We start from the raw sequence: 18,598 nt of genomic DNA, 5'->3' as shown, positions 1-18,598 counted from the left end.
GCGGCTCTTGAGTCGCTTATTTTGTTTTACAAAGACAAACAAGAAGAGCGTTAATGAGTAAAATATTTAATTTCTGTGCTGGACCTGCAATGTTACCCGAAGCGGTAATGGCAAAAGCGCAAAGTGAGTTTTGTAACTGGCAGGGGCTTGGCGTTTCTGTGATGGAAGTGAGTCACCGTAGCCCTGAATATATTGCAATGGCAAAAGAAGCTGAGCAAGACCTGCGTGATTTAATGGAGATCCCAGATAACTACAAAGTGCTGTTCTGCCATGGTGGTGGACGTGGTCAATTTGCTGCTATCCCACTTAACTTGTTAGGTGAGCGGTTAGAAGCGGATTATCTGTTAACTGGGCAATGGTCTAAATCTGCTGTAGTAGAAGCAAAAAAACATGCGCGCATCAGCGAAACGGATCTGATGACCCAAACTTCTGAAGGTAAAATAAGCGTAAAAGCGACATCTGAATGGCCGATTAATGCAGGTGCCGCCTATCTGCATTACTGCCCGAATGAAACCATTGAAGGGATAGAGATTTTTGATCTGCCTGAAACTGGTGTTGTGCCATTAGTTGCAGATATGAGTTCAACAATTCTTTCACGCCCAGTCGATGTATCTAAATTTGGTATTATCTATGCTGGAGCACAAAAGAATATTGGTCCATCGGGGTTATCGATAGTGATTGTACGTGATGACTTAATCGGTCATGCGCGTAAAGCGATCCCTTCTATCTTCGACTATGAAGTACAAGCAAATGCTGACTCAATGTTTAATACGCCACCAACCTATGCGTGGTATTTAGCAGGTCTAGTATTTAAGTGGCTTAAAGAGCAGGGGGGCTTGGTTGAAGTTGAGCAGAAAAATATTGCTAAAGCAGAGCTACTTTATGGTTTCATTGATAGCTCTGACTTTTACGCAAACAATGTCGATAAAAGTGTGCGTAGTCGCATGAATGTGCCGTTTACGTTAGCTGATGACAGACTTAATGAAACATTTTTAAACGAAGCAAAAGAAGCTGGTTTGCTGACGCTTAAAGGACATAAGTTAGTTGGTGGAATGCGTGCAAGTATCTACAATGCAATGCCGATCGAAGGTGTGCAAGCATTAGTCGATTTCATGAATCAATTTGAGAAAAAATACGCATAAAAGCGCTTAACTATTAGCTTTGAGCGAACAGTTAATACTGAATGCTCAAAGCCGATTGCTGACCGCTTATGATAAGGAGTTTGTATGAGTTGTGATTTTTTAAGTTTGGCAAATTCGGGCGTACAGAAGTTACACCCATACCAAGCCGGCAAGCCTACCGATGAATTAGAGCGTGAATTAGGTATTACTGATATTGTTAAACTCGCATCTAATGAAAATCCACTCGGTCTTGCACCGTCGGTAAAAGGAGCGTTGCAAAATGAACTCACTGAGTTAACACGCTATCCGGATGCTAACGGTTATTATTTAAAAAAAGCATTAGCCGATAAATACGCAATTGAGATTGAACAAGTTACGCTAGGGAATGGATCAAATGATCTGTTGGAATTAATTGCGCGTGCGTTTGTCTCCCGTGACGATGAAGTAATGTATGCAGAGCATGCCTTTGTTGTTTATCCTCTTGTCACACAGGCGATTGGCGCTAAAGCAGTCGTTGTGCCAGCGAAAGATTACGGTCATGATTTAGTGGCGATGGCAAATGCCATTACTGCCCAGACTAAGTTAATATTTATTGCTAATCCTAATAACCCAACAGGTACGTTTTTAGAGCAAGAAGCGATTCACGCCTTTTTAAGCAAAGTCCCAAGTGATGTGTTGGTTGTGCTTGATGAAGCTTATTTTGAGTATGCTACTGCATCACGTCGTGGCAATGCGATTGAGTGGATCAACGAATTTCCCAATCTAATTGTATCTCGTACTTTTTCAAAAGCCTATGGATTAGCGGGTTTACGTGTTGGTTACGCTATCTCCCATCCTGATATTGCCGATATTCTAAACCGTGTTCGTCAGCCATTTAATTGTAATGCATTAGCATTAAAGGCAGCTGAAACGGTATTAAACGATGAAGAATACCTGCAAAAAAGTGTTGCTTTAAATAATCAAGGCATGGATGACTTAAGTGCATTTTTCACCGACAACAATCTCGATTTTATCGCATCGATGGGTAACTTTATTACTGTTGATGTAGGCAAATCGGGAGATGAAGTGTATCAAGCCTTGTTGCAACAGGGGGTTATTGTCCGCCCGATCACAGGTTATGGTTTAGCGAATCATCTACGCATCAGTATTGGTACACAGGCTGAAAACCAACGTTTTAAAGAAGCATTAACAACAGTTTTGAATTTAGAGAGTTAAAAATGGAACAATTATTATTAAACCCGATTAAAAAAGTCGATGGTGAAATTAACCTACCAGGCTCAAAAAGTCTTTCAAACCGCGCCTTATTACTGGCCGCATTAGCGAAAGGGACGACCACGCTAACCAACTTACTTGACAGTGATGATATTCGTCATATGTTAAACGCGCTTAAAAAGTTAGGCGTTAACTACCAACTTTCTGACGATAAAACAGAGTGTGTGGTTGAAGGGTTGGGGCGTGCATTTAATACTACTGAGCTAGGTGAATTAGAGCTGTTTTTAGGTAATGCGGGTACGGCGATGCGCCCATTGTGTGCTGCACTTTGTTTAGGCCAAGGTGAATACGTATTAACTGGCGAGCCACGTATGTTTGAACGCCCAATTGGCTCATTAGTTGAAGCATTACAACAAGCGGGCGCTGAAATTACTTACCTAAAAGATGAAAATTATCCCCCACTTAAAATTAATGGTACGGGCCTTAAAGGCGGTAACATTAAGATTGATGGTAGTGTATCAAGTCAATTCTTAACTGCATTCTTAATGTCTGCACCGATGGCAAGCGAAGACACTACCATTGAGATTGTTGGTGAGCTTGTTTCAAAACCTTACATTAAAATCACGCTACAAATTATGGCTGACTTTGGTGTTGAAGTAGATAATGAAAATGGTGAATACCAAAAATTCACCATTAAAGGTGGCCAAACTTACACGGCTGCTGGTAACTACCTTGTGGAAGGCGATGCTTCTTCGGCATCTTACTTCTTAGCTGCGGGCGCCATTGCTGGTGGTACGGTTAAAGTAACTGGTATTGGCCGAAACTCAGTGCAGGGTGATATTCAGTTTGCCGATGCATTAGAGGCAATGGGCGCTGATATTGAGTGGGGCGATGATTATATCAAAGCGAGCAAAGGTGAATTAAAGGCTGTTGATATGGATTTTAACCATATTCCAGATGCTGCCATGACCATAGCCGTTGCCGCGTTGTTTGCAACGGGCACCACGAAAATTACCAATGTTTATAACTGGCGTGTGAAAGAGACTGACCGTTTATTTGCTATGGCAACGGAGTTACGTAAAGTAGGTGCTTTTGTTGTTGAGGGGCATGATTTCATTGAAATTACGGCACCTGAGCAGATCAAACATGCTGAAATTGATACCTACGATGATCACCGTATTGCGATGTGTTTCTCGTTAGTCGCATTAAGTGGTACTTCGGTAACGATTAACGATCCAAAATGTACGTCTAAAACTTTCCCTGATTACTTTGAAAAGCTAGCTTCTGTTAGCCGATAATTTTATTAAAGTTTTTAGAATATGAACGAAAGCCTTGCAATTGCAGGGCTTTTTATTATCTAATTCTTTTCTGATGATGTTGTGAACTTTACGTAAAGAGCTGCTATGAAACTTAATAATAAACAATTTGCGGTGATCGGACTTGGCCGTTTTGGTATGGCGATATGTCAAGAGTTGTCTGCGCAGGGGGCACAGGTGCTTGCTGTTGATGTGATTGAGACTCATGTAAAAAAAGCTGCTGAGTTTGTTAGCCAAGCAATTGTTGCTGATTGTAGCGATGAAGATACTCTGCTTGAGTTAAAACTAAACGATTACGATATCGTTATGGTTGCTATTGGTGATGATGTGAATACCAGTATTTTTACCACCTTAGTATTAAAAGAGTCTGGGGTAAAAGCAGTATGGGTTAAGGCCAAAGATAAGTATCATGCAAAAATATTAAAGAAAATTGGTGCGGATAAGATTATCAGCCCTGAGCGTGATATGGGAGTGCGTATTGCACGTAATATGCTTGATAAGCGAATCTTTGATTACCTTCCTTTAGGCAGTGGCTTAGCAATTGCTGAAGTGGTGGTGGGCAGTAAACACTTTGGCGAAATGATTCAGCAACACCCTTGCTGTCAAAGTGAAGATACCACCATCCTTGCGCATAAAAGAGGTCCGAAATTAAACAGCCATCCTGATTTGAACGGTAAACTTGAAATTGGAGACATTTTAATTGTGGCCGGATTAGAAGCGAGTATTCTTGAGCAGTTTAGAAAGCTATGATCTCTTTTTCCAAACAAAGTGCCGTGCTACATGTAAAAAAAGAAAATGGTAAAAAACGTTGGTCAGAGCCACGCGTCATCCTGTTTAGCTTTTTGGCTATCCTGTTACCTGGGGCGCTATTACTCACCTTGCCTATTTTTTCTGTATCAGGTCTCAGTTTTATTGATGCTTTATTTACCGCTACCTCTGCAATAAGCGTGACTGGACTAGGCGTAGTTGATACTGGCGAGCATTTTACTTTTACGGGAAAAGTATTATTAATGATACTGATGCAAATTGGCGGGTTAGGCCAGATGACGCTTTCAGCTATTTTATTGTATATGTTTGGTTTGCGTCTTAGCTTGCGACAGCAGTCTTTGACTAAAGAGGAGTTAGGGCAGGGGAAATCAGTAAATTTAAGGAAGTTAGTAAAACATATTCTCGTGTTTTCTTGTATTGCCGAATTATGTGGAATGATTTTGTTAGCGGTGCGCTTTGTTCCTCAATTGGGTTGGTCTGAAGGATTGTTTAGTGCGCTTTTTCATGCTGTTTCTGCATTCAATAATGCAGGCTTTTCACTATTTTCAGACAGCATGATGAGTTATGTTGGCGATCCTCTTGTCAACTTTACCATTGCTGGATTATTTATTTTTGGAGGCTTAGGTTTTACGGTTATTTCTGATCTGCATGGCAATTTTTTTCGTGGTTTTAAACACTTACAACTTCACACCAAAATTATGTTATTAGCTACCCCTTGCTTATTAGCGTTTGGCACTTTACTTTTTTGGCTTTTAGAATCAAATAACCCTAATACTCTTGCTACGTTGAGCACGCTCGACCAATGGTTAGCTGCATTTTTTCAATCAGCAAGTGCACGTACAGCAGGTTTTAATAGTATTGATTTAAGCCAATTTACTTACCCTGCATTATTGGTAATGATGGTGTTGATGTTAATTGGTGCGGGCTCAACTTCCACTGGTGGAGGCATTAAAGTCTCAACATTTGTCGTGGCGATGGTTGCAACGTGGGCCTTCTTAAGGCAACGTAATAAAGTAGTTATATTAAAACGCACTGTGCCGTGGAGTACGGTGACAAAATGTTTAGCGATTATTGTGGTCAGCTTCTTTGTACTCATTAATGCTATGTTTTTATTGATGATAACTGAAAATGCTTCCTTTCATATAGTGATGTTTGAAACCATTTCTGCTTTTGCCACCGTCGGTTTAACAGCGGGCTTAACAGCAGAGTTATCGGATGCGGGGAAAGTCATTATGGTAGTGGTAATGATTATTGGTCGAATTGGACCACTTACGCTGGCCTATATGTTAGCCCGCCCTAAACCAACACTGTTAAAATACCCTGATGGCCATGTGTTTGCTGGATAACGAAAACAGTTAACATCATTTCTTGAAAGCGAGCTACGCGACGAGTATTGAAATTGCCTGCGCATTTTAATACTCATCAGTATTAAGTATCTCAACTATCTTGTTGATTAACCTAATAGACAACTACGCAGCATTCCTGCATCTTTCTTTAACCAGCTCTGATTCCAATATTATGTGCAATAGTATAAACAATAAAGACTGACAATGGAGAGGAGATACGTTATAGAAAAAGGAATCATTGCACTTTGCCTGTTTTATAAACAGATATTGAAAAAGTTGCTAATAAAGTTGTTGATAACCTACGCTATTCACTTTCTTTTCTTGATGAAATATAAGAGGGTTGGTAGAGTGCATGCTTATATAATCTTTTAGCCCTGTTGGATAGAATTCATGTTTAAAATGCTTCGAGGAATGTTCTCTAACGATCTGTCGATCGACTTAGGAACTGCAAACACTCTTATTTATGTAAAAGATCAAGGTATCGTTCTTGATGAACCTTCTGTTGTTGCTATTCGTCTAGATAAAAATGGTGCGGGTAAAAGTGTTGCTGCTGTAGGGCATGCGGCCAAGCAGATGTTAGGTAAAACGCCTGGTAATATACAAGCGATTCGTCCAATGAAAGATGGGGTGATTGCTGATTTCTACATTACTGAAAAGATGTTACAGCACTTTATTAAGCAAGTGCATAACAACAGTGTGTTACGTCCAAGCCCGCGTGTTTTAGTTTGTGTCCCTTGTGGTTCTACGCAAGTTGAGCGTCGTGCTATTCGAGAATCTGCACAGGGTGCAGGTGCACGTGATGTATTTCTAATTGATGAGCCGATGGCTGCTGCGATCGGTGCTGGCATGCCAGTATCTGAAGCAAAAGGTTCAATGGTTGTTGATATCGGTGGTGGTACGACTGAAGTTGCTGTTATCTCATTAAACGGCGTCGTTTATTCTGCATCGGTACGTATTGGTGGTGATAAGTTTGATGAAGCGATTATCAACTATGTGCGTCGTAACTATGGCTGTACGATAGGTGAAATCACTGCGGAGCGTATCAAGAAGAGCATTGCAATTGCTTACCCAATCAATGAAGTTAAAGAGATTGAAGTGCGTGGCGTGAATGTTGCTGAAGGTGTACCACGTAGCTTTACCTTAAATAGCAACGAGATTCTAGAAGCGTTACAAGAGCCATTAAGTGGCATTGTTTCTGCGGTAATGTTGGCACTTGAGAAAACGCCACCAGAGCTTGCTGCTGATATTGCAGAGCAGGGGATGGTATTAACAGGTGGTGGCGCATTATTATGCGAGCTAGATAGACTGTTATCTGAAGAATCTGGTATTCCTGTGATTGTTGCTGACGATCCATTAACTTGTGTTGCACGAGGAGGCGGTATGGCGCTTGAGATGATAGATACCCATGGTGGTGATCTGTTTAACGCTGACTAATCTTTACTCAACTCATTTTGAAAATTAATGATTTATAATGAAACCTATCTTTCTTAGCGGTCCCTCATTTCTATTAAGGCTATCCATTGTGATAGCCTTTTCGCTTATTCTGTTTTTAGCTGATAGCCAGCTCAATTTATTTGCTTCTGCACGTATTTACCTTAACTCTTTGGTGAGCCCAATTCAGTATATTGCTGATGCGCCACAAAAGTTATCTAGTGCTATTTCTGAAAACTTGCTAACGCGACAGGCGCTTAAAGACCGTAACCTTGAGCTGGAGAAAGAAAACCTCTATCTCAAAGCTGATCGGTTATTACTGACGCAACTAGAAAATGAGAATAAACAGTTACGTGAATTACTTAATTCACAACGTAGTTATACCAATAAACGTATGATTACCGAAGTGATGAGTTTACGCTCAGATCCCTTTTCACATCAACTATTGATAGATAAAGGTGCATCAGATGGCGTCTATGTTGGACAGCCGGTAATCAATGAACAAGGTGTGGTTGGGCAAGTTTCACAGGTTGGAACAACCACGAGCCGCGTATTATTGATTGTGGATGCAAGCCACGGTATTCCGGTTAGAGTGCAACGTAACGATATTGCCGCTATTTTACATGGCAGTGGTGCATGGAATAAACTCAATGTTCCCTTTGTACAAAGTAATGCGGATCTTAAAGAGGGGGACCTCTTAGTTACCTCTGGCTTAGGTGGGCGTTTTCCAGCGGGTTATCCTGTTGCTAAAATTAGTCACTTTAACTACCAAGAGGGGGCTTTATACGCTGAAGTAACCGCTACCCCTGTGGCGTTGTTAGACAGAAGTCGATATCTGTTATTATTGTGGAACGATCATCAATATAGTGACGCAGAGCCAGCGCTAGACCTGGAGAGTGAAGATGTCACTGCTGAGTAGTTATCGTGTTATCTATTGCACTTTTTTACTTGGCTTATTAGGCGCGATATATCCATTACCTATCTATTTAAATGCCTTTAGGCCTGATTGGATGGTGTTAATCATCTTTTATTGGGTTCTTGCTCTGCCTCATCGTGTCAGTATCTTACATGCATTTTTATTAGGCCTAATATTGGATGTATTACTCGGTTCGACACTCGGCATGCACACTTTAGTCTTTTCCTTACTCGCTTATATCGTCAGTGTTAGTTATCAACGCATTCGTTATTTCACTATGGTACAAACAACTCTGTTGGTCGGTTTCTTTGTTTTATTGTCTAAACTCGGGCTGTATTGGATGGCTTCTAGTTTGCAAGAGATCATTTTACATAAACACTATTTTTGGTCGATATTTACCTCGATGTTAATCTGGCCTTGGTTCTTCTTTTTCATGCGTTTTTTGCGCAAACGTTTTAAGGTTACCTAATATGCGCACAGTTAGTACAGAAACGCAGATCTACCTTTCTTCAAACTCTCCCCGTCGCGCGGAACTTTTAACACAAATTGGCGTCACATTTGAACGTGTTAAAGCAGAGGTTGAGGAGGTGTTACAACCCGATGAGGCGGCTGAGCAATATGTGACCCGTTTAGCACGACAAAAGGCGCAAGCTGGTTTCCTCAATAGCGCTAAAGACAAGCCGGTATTAGGTGCTGATACGATTGTTGTCATTGATGAACAGATATTAGAAAAACCACGTGATAAAACCCATGCAGAGCAAATGATGAATTTGCTGTCTGGACGAACACATCAAGTCTTTACTGCTGTTGCATTAGTCAATGAGAGATTCACTAAAGCGTGTTTAGTTAAGACTGATGTGACTTTTAAGCCTCTTACCCTGCAGCAGATAAGTGATTATTGGCAAACTGGTGAGCCTATTGATAAAGCTGCTGGTTATGGTATTCAAGGCATCGGTGGGCGTTTTGTCACTCATATAAATGGCAGTTACACTGCAGTAGTTGGGTTACCGCTTTATGAAACAGATATGTTAATCAAAGAATTTTTAGAGGAATCGCGCTATGTCGGTTGAATTATTAATGAATATCACACCTACCGAATCACGTGTTGCGTTGATTGAAGGTGGCATTCTACAAGAGTTGCATATTGAACGTTTAGCCTCTAAAGGCATTGTCGGTAATGTTTATAAAGGTAAAGTTTGTCGAGTATTACCGGGAATGCAAGCTGCATTTGTGGATATAGGTTTAGATAAAGCCGCTTTTTTACATGCTTCTGATATTGTTTTACACACTGAGTGTGTTGCCCAGAATGAGAAAGCACAGTTTAAAGTCGCTGACATTTCAGAGCTTGTTCGACAAGGCCAAGATATTATTGTTCAAGTGGTGAAAGATCCTTTAGGGACTAAAGGTGCACGCCTGACCACTGATATTACCGTCCCTTCTCGTTATTTGGTCTTTATGCCGGGCAGTGTTCATGTTGGCGTATCACAGCGTATTGAAAGTGAAAAAGAGCGTAACCGTCTAAAAAAAATTACCCAATCCTGTGTTAATGAACTTGGCGGTTTTATTATCCGCACCGCCGCAGAAGGCGCGCCAGAAGAAGAACTGCAACACGATGCTGCTTTTTTGCAGCGAGTATGGGCAAAAGTACTTGTGCGTAAAGCGCGTTATAAATCTAAGAATAAATTGTTGTACCGTGATTTAGTCCTGCCATTTCGTATATTACGTGACTTTGTGGGAACAAAAATCGATAGAGTGCGCATCGATTCTAAAATTACCTTTAATGAAATCAAAGAGTTTACTCAAGAGTTCGTGCCTGAACTTGAGAATAATATTGAATACTATGAGGGTGCTAGCCCTATCTTTGACCTATTTGATGTTGAAAATGAAGTACAGCGTGCGCTTGAGCGCAAGGTGGAATTGAAATCGGGCGGTTATTTAATTATTGACCAAACAGAAGCGATGACCACGGTTGATATCAATACCGGCGGCTTTGTTGGGCATCGTAACTTAGAAGAGACGATTTTTAATACTAATATCGAAGCAACACAAGCGATAGCACGACAACTTCGTCTTCGTAACTTGGGCGGTATTATTATTCTTGATTTTATCGACATGAAATCGAGCGAACATAAGCGTCGCGTATTTACCAGTTTAGAACAAGCATTAGCAAAAGATCGCGTTAAAACCCATATCAATGATTTCTCGCCACTGGGCTTAATTGAAATGACTCGAAAACGCACGCAGGAGAGCCTTGAGCATATCTTCTGTGATGAATGTTCACAGTGTAATGGCCGTGGTTATGTAAAAACGGTTGAGACGGTGTGTTACGAAGTATTACGTGAAGTGTTGCGTGTTAATCGCGCCTATGATGCGGATTATTTTGTTGTTTATACCTCCCCGGCAGTCGCTGAAGCCTTGCAGGGCGATGAGTCACACAGCTTAGGTGAATTAATTTTATTTATGTCGAAACAGGTGAAAATAAACGCTGAACCATTATATGGGCCTGAGCAGTTTGACGTAGTGATGATGTGAGGCTAATTCTTTTGTATAGTGATAAAAAGTGGGCCTTTAATTGAAACATTTTACCTTTAAATGGTTAAAACGAATTTATATTTTATTCGCCATCAAACTGGTTATTGTTGCTGTATTGCTTACTTCTGCGCGTATTTTATTTATCAGTGTCGAAGATTATAAACAGCAGGCGATCGAGTGGGTAACGGGTGAATACGAAGTTGATATAGCTGTTCAGGATATTTCAGCAGGAATAGACTTCTCGGGCATGATCTTGACCTTGAATAATGTTGAATTACTTGACTCTGAAGAGTTACCCTTTGTTTTAAAGTTTGAGCACCTATTTTTACATTTAGACTTTTGGGACTCTGTTGTAGAAAGAAAATTAAATTTTAATAGAATCTCTTTACAAGGTGCAGAGCTAACACTCAATAAAGGCTCTGATCAGGCCCCCTCAGAAAAATCACAAATAACGATCAATAAATTGAAAGATATTTTTCTGTCGCAGTTAAAAAAAGTGTCGGTCAAAAATAGTAAAGTTCGTTATGTTGACGAGTTTGGTCATCAAAAATTGATCGTTATAAATCAGCTACGCTGGCTGAATGACGGAGACGATCATCAAGGCATTGGCGAGGCTAGTTTTCCTGACAAACTTGGAACCAATAGCCTTAAATTTGTGGTCGACCTATTTCCAGAAAATGACAATCAACCTTTATCGGGTAACCTCTATTTAAAAGCTGACGATCTTGATATTACAGAATATTTGGTCGAGCAAGTTAATAGTAATGCACGTGTTACCAAAGCGGTGCTGGGCTTTGATGCATGGGCTAAATTTACTGAGCACAAAATTGATAGCGTTCAAGTTATCTTTAAAAAAACGGCTTTTTCTTGGTCTCAACTTAAACGCAATTATCATTGGGGAATCTCTTCTGGAGAATTACAACTAACAAACAGCAACAATGGCTGGTTATTAGATAGTTATAATTTGGCAATGCTTCGTGACAATAAACCCTGGCACCCTCTAACGCTCAGTGGCAAGGGCGATGATAAACACCTAAAAATTAATATTAATGGATTAACGATACAAGATATTAGCCCCTTTTACCTTTTACACTCTGAACTTACGAAAGAGCAAATAACCCAACTACGAAAATTTAACCTTGATGCTAATCTTGATCAAGTTGGTGTTATATTGGATGAACAAAACAACGTTCAATTTAGCGTGAATATGAGTGACTTTAATAATCGCCCTGTTGGCGCTATACCTGGCATTAATAATGCGACTATTGCAATTAATGGTGGTATCGACAGTGGATACGCAACGATTAAACTTGCACAACAACAGATTACTTTCGATGGTCAATTTAGCCGTAATATGCCAGTGCAGTCTGCTGATATTGACCTGCAATGGCAGCAGACCAATAACGGCTTGAAACTCTTCAGTAAAGGGGCGTTGTTAAATACTGATGAGCTCCAAACAAGCACTGATTTCTCGCTACTATTAGCTAACGAAAATGCTCAAAATCAAAGTACATTTTTAAGCTTATATACCTATGCTTCACTCAATGATGCCAGTAAAGCACAATATTACTTCCCGGTAAAAGCGATGGGTGAAAGTGTGTTTGAGTATCTAGAGCCTACGCTTAAAAAAGGGCATGTGGAGGGGGCTAAAATCCTTTGGTATGGCGCTTTTAATCATTATCCATACCTTGAAAATAACGGTATATTTCAAGCATTTGTCCCACTGCGCGATGCGCAATATGATTTCTATGGGGAATGGCAAGGATTAACAGATTTAGATTTAGATTTACTGTTTGAGAATGATTACCTACTAATGGATGCTAAACGGGCCTCCTTAGGTGAAGTGGAAGTTGATAAGCTAAGTGCTAAGGTCGATCACCTTAATCCCGATGGCATATTAACGATTAAAGCGGATATCGCTGAAGATGCCAAAAACATAAGTGATTATCTTAAAGCATCACCATTAAAAGAGAGTGTTGGTAAGGCCCTATCGGTGCTAGAGGTATCTCAACCTTTATCGGGCAATATTATATTAACCGTCCCCTTTAACCGTGAAAAACAACAAACACAAAGTGAAGGAACTGTGCGCTTGGTGGATAATCAACTTGATATTCATTTAGCTGATAATCTTGTTATGCCTTTAAAAAAATTAACTGGTAGCTTTGACTTTATTAACGGCAACCTCATCGCTAGTGAGTTGCAAGCATCGCTATTTGAACAGCCTGTTGAGGTTGATTTTAACACGGAAGAAAAAAACGATCGTTATGTTTTAGATGCGCAGTTAAGGGGGATTTGGAAGCTAGCACGGTTAAGCCAGTATCATACGCTATTAGCTCCATTAACACTCTCTGGTCATTTAGATTGGTCTGGCGATGTTAACTTTACACACCTTTATTCAGGTGGATACAACTATCAGCTGGAACTCGAATCTGAGACACAAGGAATAAGAACTAAACTTCCTGCGCCTTTTTATAAACATACTTTGCAATCATGGCCGACTGTAGTAAAAATAACTGGTAACGACAGTCATAGTTTAATGAAAGCTTCTGTTGCTGATAAATTGAGCTTTGAGGGACAACTGAACTACCAATATGGAATACAAAGCATTCCTTATTTTAGTTTGGATGTCGGTCAGAAAGCCACCACTGACCTTGATAAAAACAAGCAGGTTATTAATATTAACTTAGAGCATTTAGGACTTACGGCTTGGTATGATAAATGGCGCATTGATAATCAAGAGTTTGAAGGTTCGATAATTGATGAAGTTATTGAAGATACATCGATTAATGAGCAATCGTTACTTGACATAGAGGCGGTCAATGTAGACATCAAGCACCTAGAACTATTCGAACAACCTTTTGCGCTTTTTCGTGCGAATGCAATCAAAACTAACGATAAATGGGGCGCATCGATCAATTCCGATGTATTACAAACCGATGTAGAGTATCGACCAGGCATTCCAATTCGTATTGATCTCAAAGCGCAAAAAATGAACTTTCAATCTTTAGATTTAAGTTTGTTAAAAGACTCAAAGCGACGAAACTCAGGTAAGTTAAAAGCACTAAGCAGTAATTTATTACTTGATTATCCAGAGTTATTTGTTGAGTGTGAACGTTGTATTTATAAAGATTTTGATCTTTCACCGTTGAATGCGCATATATATCCAACTAAAAAACGCTTAAATATTGATTACATTAAAATTGGTGACGAAACTGAGTTCACAAATATTTCAGGCGTTTGGGATCAACGCTTAACGAATATTATCTTCGACAGCGAAGGCAATAAAGACAATGATATTATAAGAAGAATGGGGTACACCAGCCCTGTTTACCACCAAAAAATGCAATTGAGTGGCGCTGTTAATTGGGTGGGGGGGCCTTGGCAAGCTAACTTTGATACATTAAATGGTGCTTTCTCTGCAGGTTTAGCCGACGGTGCGATTACGGAGGTAAGTGATAAAGGTACACGCTTTCTAAGTGTCTTTAGTTTAGATGGTATACGTCGCTCACTTAATCTCGAGTTCGATAACGTTTTTGCTAAAGGTTTTAGTTTTGACGAGTTAACATTTTCCGGCAATATTAATGATGGCGTGGTGAGTAATGACGATTTCTATTTGGCAGGCTCTGCTGGTAAAATAATCGGCAAAGGTCTTATTGACTTACCTAACTATGAAACCAATTATAATTTTAGTTACAGCCCTGCCGTCACCTCTAGCTTGCCAGTATTAGCAGCCTTTGCTATCAATCCGTTGACAGGAGCTGCATTGTTAATGATCACTAAACTACTTGAGCCTGTCGTTGATACCATTATTCGAGTTGATTTTAGCGTGAAAGGTGATCTTTCCTCTCCTGATGTAAAATTAGTGACCAGAAAAAGAGGAAAAATTAAACTTGAAAACAGTGAAGTATTACAAGAAATGACAGAGCAACATCAGGCATTAAAGGGGAATCCAAGTGAGTTGTAAGATCGTCGCATTACAATTAGTCAGTGAAAGTGATCCTATCTCTAACTTGCAAGTGATTGACCAGCTGTTAAGTCAGCTAAACCCACAATCAAATGATCTTGTGTTATTACCGGAAAATGCAATTTGTTTCGCCGATAAACATCAATATTTAAAGTTGTCGGAAGATTTAGGAGACGGAACTTATCAAACCCAGCTAGCGCAATTAGCGATTAAGTATCAATGCTATTTAGTTTGTGGGAGCTTTCCGGTTAAAAGCGAGCAAAAAGATAAAATTTTTACAACTACACTGGTCTTTTCGCCGGCTGGTTTGCTAATTAGCCATTATCATAAAATTCACCTGTTTGATGCGCTGGTGAGCGATGAGCAAGGAGCTTATAAAGAGTCCGATACTTTTACGCCTGGCAAAAAGCTACAAACTTTTGACTGGGTAACCGATGATGGTTGCTTTAAAGTTGGTCTTGCTATCTGCTATGACTTACGTTTCCCTAGCCTTTTTCAAGCCTTAAGAGAGGCTGGATCAGAAATATTGCTATTGCCTGCCGCTTTTACACAGATTACTGGCAAAGCGCACTGGCAACCCCTATTACAAGCGCGTGCCATAGAAAACCAGTGTTATGTCGTGGCCGCTAATCAAGGTGGTATTCATGCAGGAAAGCGCCATACTTATGGTCACTCTATGATAATCTCTCCTTGGGGGGATATACTTGAAAAGCTTGAAATGAACCCCGGATTTGTCAGCGCACCATTTTCTCACCGTGTTATTAAAGAAGTACGCTCGAGTATGCCAATTACCGCCCATAATCGCTTTATTAGCGTTTTAAAATAAAGGAAAGAATATGTCTTTTGAACAAGTTTGTGAGCGCTTTTTAGCACCAGCACAATTATCCATTGAAGATCTACAGTCACAAATTGGGCGAATTTGTACCCCTAATATCGATTATGCAGATTTTTATTTTCAGTCTAGTCGTCATGAATCATGGGTATTAGAAGATGGCATAGTAAAAGATGGTAGTTATAACATTGACAAAGGGGTAGGGATTCGTGCCATTTCGGGGGAAAAAACCGGCTTTGCATATGCTGATCAAATATCATCAAAAGCGTTGACAGATGCCGCCAGTGCAGCGCGTAGTATCGTCAAAAGTGGCCAACAAAAAGAGGTTAAATTAATTCTTCCAGAGGATATTAACCGCTTTTATAGTGACACCGATCCACTCAATAGCTTACCCCAAGATAAAAAAATTACTCTTCTTAAAGAGGTTGATCAGTTCACCCGTGCGTTAGATTCAAGTGTTTGTGAAGTGACTGTTTCGCTAAATGCAGTTTATGAAGAGATTTTAGTCGCAGCGAGTGATGGCACGCTTGCAACAGATATTCGTCCATTAGTGCGTTTTAGCTGCTCAGTATTGATCGAAAAAAATGGTAAGCGTGAACATGGAAGTGCCGGTGGTGGTGGGCGTTTTAATCTTGACTATTTTACCGATACCCAAGAAGGGGAGGTAAAGGCCTTTTCCTATGCACGTGCTGCGGTGCGACAAGCGCTGATTAATATTGATGCGATTGATGCTCCAGCGGGTACGATGCCGGTTATTATTGGTGCTGGTTGGCCTGGAGTACTATTACATGAGGCCGTTGGCCATGGCTTAGAGGGCGATTTTAATCGTAAGGGCTCATCTGCTTACAGCGGAAAAATAGGCGAGCAAGTCGCTTCAAAACATTGCACTATCATTGATGATGGAAGCATTGCTGACCGTCGTGGCTCAATTAATGTTGATGACGAGGGCACCCCTGGTCAGCGTAATGTGTTAATTGAAAATGGTATTTTAAAAGGTTACATGCAAGACAAATTGAATGCGCGTTTAATGGGTGTTGATCCTACGGGCAATGGTCGTCGAGAGTCTTATGCTCACCTACCATTACCGCGTATGACTAATACATTTATGTTAAATGGAGAATATGAACATGAGGAGCTTATTAGTAGTATTAAAAATGGTATCTATGCGCCTAATTTTGGTGGTGGACAAGTTGATATTACCTCAGGTAAGTTTGTGTTCTCTGCCTCTGAAGCGTATTTAATTGAGAATGGTAAAGTCACTGCACCTATTAAAGGGGCTACATTAATTGGTAATGGTTTTGATGCAATGCAGCAAATTTCAATGGTCGCTAATAATATGAAACTAGATCCTGGCGTTGGTGTGTGCGGTAAAGAGGGGCAAAGTATCCCTGTTGGTGTTGGACAGCCTTCTGTGAAAGTTGATCAATTAACGGTTGGTGGAACGAATTAAGCGCTACTCGTTATAGGTATACTTTATGGATAATTATTGGGCGTTTATTATCTTGTCTTGGGATTAACTAATTATTTTTTTGAACTATGCTTACTCTGTAACTATTAATTTAACCGTTCATTAATTAGGAGTTAGAGATGACAGATAAGTGGAAAATATACACGGATTCAAGAAATAAATGGTGTTGGTATAAAACAGCGAAAAATGGGCAAATGTTAGGCGCTTCAAGCCAAAGTTTTGAAACGGAAGCTGAGTGTATCAAAGATGCTAAAGAGCAGGGGATGCAGGATGATTCTCCGCGACTTTGAGTCCATGCGGTCGCTTTAATAAGTTAGATACCAAAAGGGCATATTTTATGCCCGTTTGGATATCAGAAATACAACGTCTTTTTAGGCTCTATACTAAAACAATTCGATATCATCGCCTTGGCTCGCTTCCACTCCGTCACTCGCATTTCTCAATTCTGTACGTATTTTTGTTTCCCAATTTGCATTTTTTAAGGAGAATTGGTCTAGTTTTACTTTTAATGTTTCTGCTAATTTAGACATGTCATCTGAACTTACTGACTGTATCTGAGAGTTTTCTAGTGCACCATTATTGAGCTCTACCATTGCATTAACTGATTTTTGTGCATTAGTAGAGATAGACTGTTGTCTACTAATCGCATCGTGTGCCTGCTCTGATTTTTGATTAATAGCTTCAATAGAGTGGTTAATTTGATCTAATTGAGTGTTAGCTTGCTGAGATAGCTCTAATGTACTTTGCGCAGATTCTCTGCCTACTTGCATGACTTGAAAAGCATCACCGGTACTATTTTGAATTTGAGTGACGAGATCACGTACCTCTTTGGTAGAGTTAGTGGTTCGTTCTGCCAGTGTTCTTACTTCATCGGCAACAACAGCGAAACCTCGGCCATGTTCGCCTGCTCTTGCTGCTTCAATGGCTGCATTTAAAGCGAGAAGGTTGGTTTGTGCTGCTATTGCGCTGATGACATCAGTAATTGCATTAATTTGTTCACTGTCAGTTTTTAACTGGTCAATATGTTTTGATGCATCTTCAATATGCTCGCTTAGCTGATTCAAACTACTCGCGGTGCTTGCTGTCCCCTGTTTTGCATCTGTCACGATGTTTGCTGTTTCTTGGACCTCTGAAAAAATAACCGCTATTTCACTGTCTAACTCATCGGTTGCTGTGGCCATCTCATGTATTGCGTTACTTAATTGGTGGCCATGTGTTGCTTGCATCATTGCCTTTTGAATCATTGAGCTATAGGTATCTTTAAGGTCCTGTGACATGGGGACTAAACGCGCTGATGAGCTATATACCCCTTCAAGTAAGCTTTCTATTTTTTGATGTTGAGCATTTATTTGTTTCAGAAAAGGAGAAAAAAGAGTGTTTTTATCGGCATTAAACCTAAAGTGTAAGTTGATAGCCTCACTCTCACTATTATAGTGCTCGATATATTCATTACAGCTTTGTAAAGCAGGTTTAATGGCAGTGAAAAAAATCATCAATGCAATAACTATTACGATAATATCAACTGTTAATGTTACCCAGAAAAGATCCCCGAGTAGAAGGTGATTAACAAGGTGTCCCAATAATAAAAAAAGTGAAGGAAAAAGAATGAATATGAGTGACTTCTTAAGCATAGTAACCTACTAATTTGATGAGATTATCAAATTATAGGTTACTTTTTTTATATATGATAAA

Annotated in this window: 15 protein-coding genes; 14 read left to right on the top strand and 1 reads right to left on the bottom strand. The window is 40.0% G+C overall.

Features of this window, described 5'->3' with window-relative positions; translation table 11 throughout:
• Positions 1-53: 53 nt before the first annotated feature.
• From serC to CW745_RS07695, 14 genes are all read left to right on the top strand, one after another.
• Positions 54-1,142 carry a 3-phosphoserine/phosphohydroxythreonine transaminase gene (gene serC, locus CW745_RS07760; RefSeq protein ID WP_101108081.1) on the top strand — a complete coding sequence of 363 codons (1,089 nt, stop codon included), beginning with the start codon at positions 54-56 and terminating at the stop codon, positions 1,140-1,142.
• A gap of 84 nt (positions 1,143-1,226) precedes the next feature.
• Positions 1,227-2,336, top strand: a complete 1,110-nt coding sequence (gene hisC / locus CW745_RS07755) for a histidinol-phosphate transaminase (RefSeq protein WP_101108080.1) — start codon at positions 1,227-1,229, stop codon at positions 2,334-2,336.
• A 2-nt stretch (positions 2,337-2,338) separates the two neighbouring features.
• Entirely contained in the window at positions 2,339-3,631 is a 1,293-nt protein-coding gene (gene aroA, locus CW745_RS07750; protein ID WP_101108079.1) for a 3-phosphoshikimate 1-carboxyvinyltransferase, read from the top strand.
• 105 nt (positions 3,632-3,736) lie between these two features.
• Positions 3,737-4,399, top strand: coding sequence for a TrkA family potassium uptake protein (locus CW745_RS07745; RefSeq protein WP_101108078.1), 663 nt, complete (start codon positions 3,737-3,739; stop codon positions 4,397-4,399).
• Positions 4,396-5,763: a TrkH family potassium uptake protein gene (locus CW745_RS07740; RefSeq protein WP_101108077.1), complete on the top strand. Its 1,368-nt coding sequence runs from the start codon at positions 4,396-4,398 to the stop codon at positions 5,761-5,763. The genes CW745_RS07745 and CW745_RS07740 overlap by 4 nt, the downstream gene beginning before the upstream one ends.
• 390 nt (positions 5,764-6,153) lie before the next feature.
• The gene (locus tag CW745_RS07735) at positions 6,154-7,197 is read left to right on the top strand and encodes a rod shape-determining protein (protein ID WP_101108076.1); all 1,044 of its coding nucleotides are present in this window, start codon (positions 6,154-6,156) and stop codon (positions 7,195-7,197) included.
• 37 nt (positions 7,198-7,234) lie between these two features.
• On the top strand, positions 7,235-8,113 hold the full coding sequence (gene mreC, locus CW745_RS07730; RefSeq protein ID WP_101108075.1) for a rod shape-determining protein MreC: 879 nt from the start codon (positions 7,235-7,237) through the stop codon (positions 8,111-8,113).
• The gene (gene mreD, locus CW745_RS07725; RefSeq protein ID WP_101108074.1) at positions 8,097-8,579 is read left to right on the top strand and encodes a rod shape-determining protein MreD; all 483 of its coding nucleotides are present in this window, start codon (positions 8,097-8,099) and stop codon (positions 8,577-8,579) included. The genes mreC and mreD overlap by 17 nt, the downstream gene beginning before the upstream one ends.
• A gap of 1 nt (position 8,580) precedes the next feature.
• Positions 8,581-9,180 carry a Maf family protein gene (locus tag CW745_RS07720; protein WP_101108073.1) on the top strand — a complete coding sequence of 200 codons (600 nt, stop codon included), beginning with the start codon at positions 8,581-8,583 and terminating at the stop codon, positions 9,178-9,180.
• The gene (gene rng / locus CW745_RS07715; RefSeq protein WP_101108072.1) at positions 9,170-10,642 is read left to right on the top strand and encodes a ribonuclease G; all 1,473 of its coding nucleotides are present in this window, start codon (positions 9,170-9,172) and stop codon (positions 10,640-10,642) included. The genes CW745_RS07720 and rng overlap by 11 nt, the downstream gene beginning before the upstream one ends.
• A 40-nt stretch (positions 10,643-10,682) precedes the next feature.
• Positions 10,683-14,606, top strand: a complete 3,924-nt coding sequence (locus CW745_RS07710) for a YhdP family protein (protein WP_101108071.1) — start codon at positions 10,683-10,685, stop codon at positions 14,604-14,606.
• Complete coding sequence (locus CW745_RS07705) at positions 14,596-15,432, top strand: carbon-nitrogen hydrolase family protein (protein WP_101108070.1); 837 nt, start codon at positions 14,596-14,598, stop codon at positions 15,430-15,432. The genes CW745_RS07710 and CW745_RS07705 overlap by 11 nt, the downstream gene beginning before the upstream one ends.
• A 10-nt stretch (positions 15,433-15,442) precedes the next feature.
• The gene (gene tldD, locus CW745_RS07700; RefSeq protein ID WP_101108069.1) at positions 15,443-16,888 is read left to right on the top strand and encodes a metalloprotease TldD; all 1,446 of its coding nucleotides are present in this window, start codon (positions 15,443-15,445) and stop codon (positions 16,886-16,888) included.
• A gap of 137 nt (positions 16,889-17,025) precedes the next feature.
• Complete coding sequence (locus CW745_RS07695) at positions 17,026-17,196, top strand: DUF1508 domain-containing protein (protein WP_101108068.1); 171 nt, start codon at positions 17,026-17,028, stop codon at positions 17,194-17,196.
• A gap of 93 nt (positions 17,197-17,289) precedes the next feature.
• Here the strand turns inward: CW745_RS07695 and CW745_RS07690 are convergent, their stop codons facing one another.
• Positions 17,290-18,537 (bottom strand): methyl-accepting chemotaxis protein, encoded by a 1,248-nt coding sequence (locus CW745_RS07690; protein ID WP_101108067.1) that lies wholly within the window; start codon positions 18,535-18,537, stop codon positions 17,290-17,292.
• Positions 18,538-18,598: the final 61 nt, after the last annotated feature.

The organism is Psychromonas sp. psych-6C06, from assembly GCF_002835465.1.
In the GTDB taxonomy this organism is placed as follows: Bacteria; Pseudomonadota; Gammaproteobacteria; order Enterobacterales; family Psychromonadaceae; genus Psychromonas.
The sequence above is the reverse complement of the archived record's forward strand: the minus strand, read 5'-3'. Positions and strand labels throughout refer to the sequence as shown.

Coding starts and splice junctions, on each gene's coding strand:
- serC (WP_101108081.1), top strand. CDS start 54: ATGAGTAAAATATTTAATTTCTGTGCTGGACCTGCAATGTTACCCGAA.
- hisC (WP_101108080.1), top strand. CDS start 1,227: ATGAGTTGTGATTTTTTAAGTTTGGCAAATTCGGGCGTACAGAAGTTA.
- aroA (WP_101108079.1), top strand. CDS start 2,339: ATGGAACAATTATTATTAAACCCGATTAAAAAAGTCGATGGTGAAATT.
- CW745_RS07745 (WP_101108078.1), top strand. CDS start 3,737: ATGAAACTTAATAATAAACAATTTGCGGTGATCGGACTTGGCCGTTTT.
- CW745_RS07740 (WP_101108077.1), top strand. CDS start 4,396: ATGATCTCTTTTTCCAAACAAAGTGCCGTGCTACATGTAAAAAAAGAA.
- CW745_RS07735 (WP_101108076.1), top strand. CDS start 6,154: ATGTTTAAAATGCTTCGAGGAATGTTCTCTAACGATCTGTCGATCGAC.
- mreC (WP_101108075.1), top strand. CDS start 7,235: ATGAAACCTATCTTTCTTAGCGGTCCCTCATTTCTATTAAGGCTATCC.
- mreD (WP_101108074.1), top strand. CDS start 8,097: ATGTCACTGCTGAGTAGTTATCGTGTTATCTATTGCACTTTTTTACTT.
- CW745_RS07720 (WP_101108073.1), top strand. CDS start 8,581: ATGCGCACAGTTAGTACAGAAACGCAGATCTACCTTTCTTCAAACTCT.
- rng (WP_101108072.1), top strand. CDS start 9,170: ATGTCGGTTGAATTATTAATGAATATCACACCTACCGAATCACGTGTT.
- tldD (WP_101108069.1), top strand. CDS start 15,443: ATGTCTTTTGAACAAGTTTGTGAGCGCTTTTTAGCACCAGCACAATTA.
- CW745_RS07695 (WP_101108068.1), top strand. CDS start 17,026: ATGACAGATAAGTGGAAAATATACACGGATTCAAGAAATAAATGGTGT.
- CW745_RS07690 (WP_101108067.1), bottom strand. CDS start 18,537: ATGCTTAAGAAGTCACTCATATTCATTCTTTTTCCTTCACTTTTTTTA.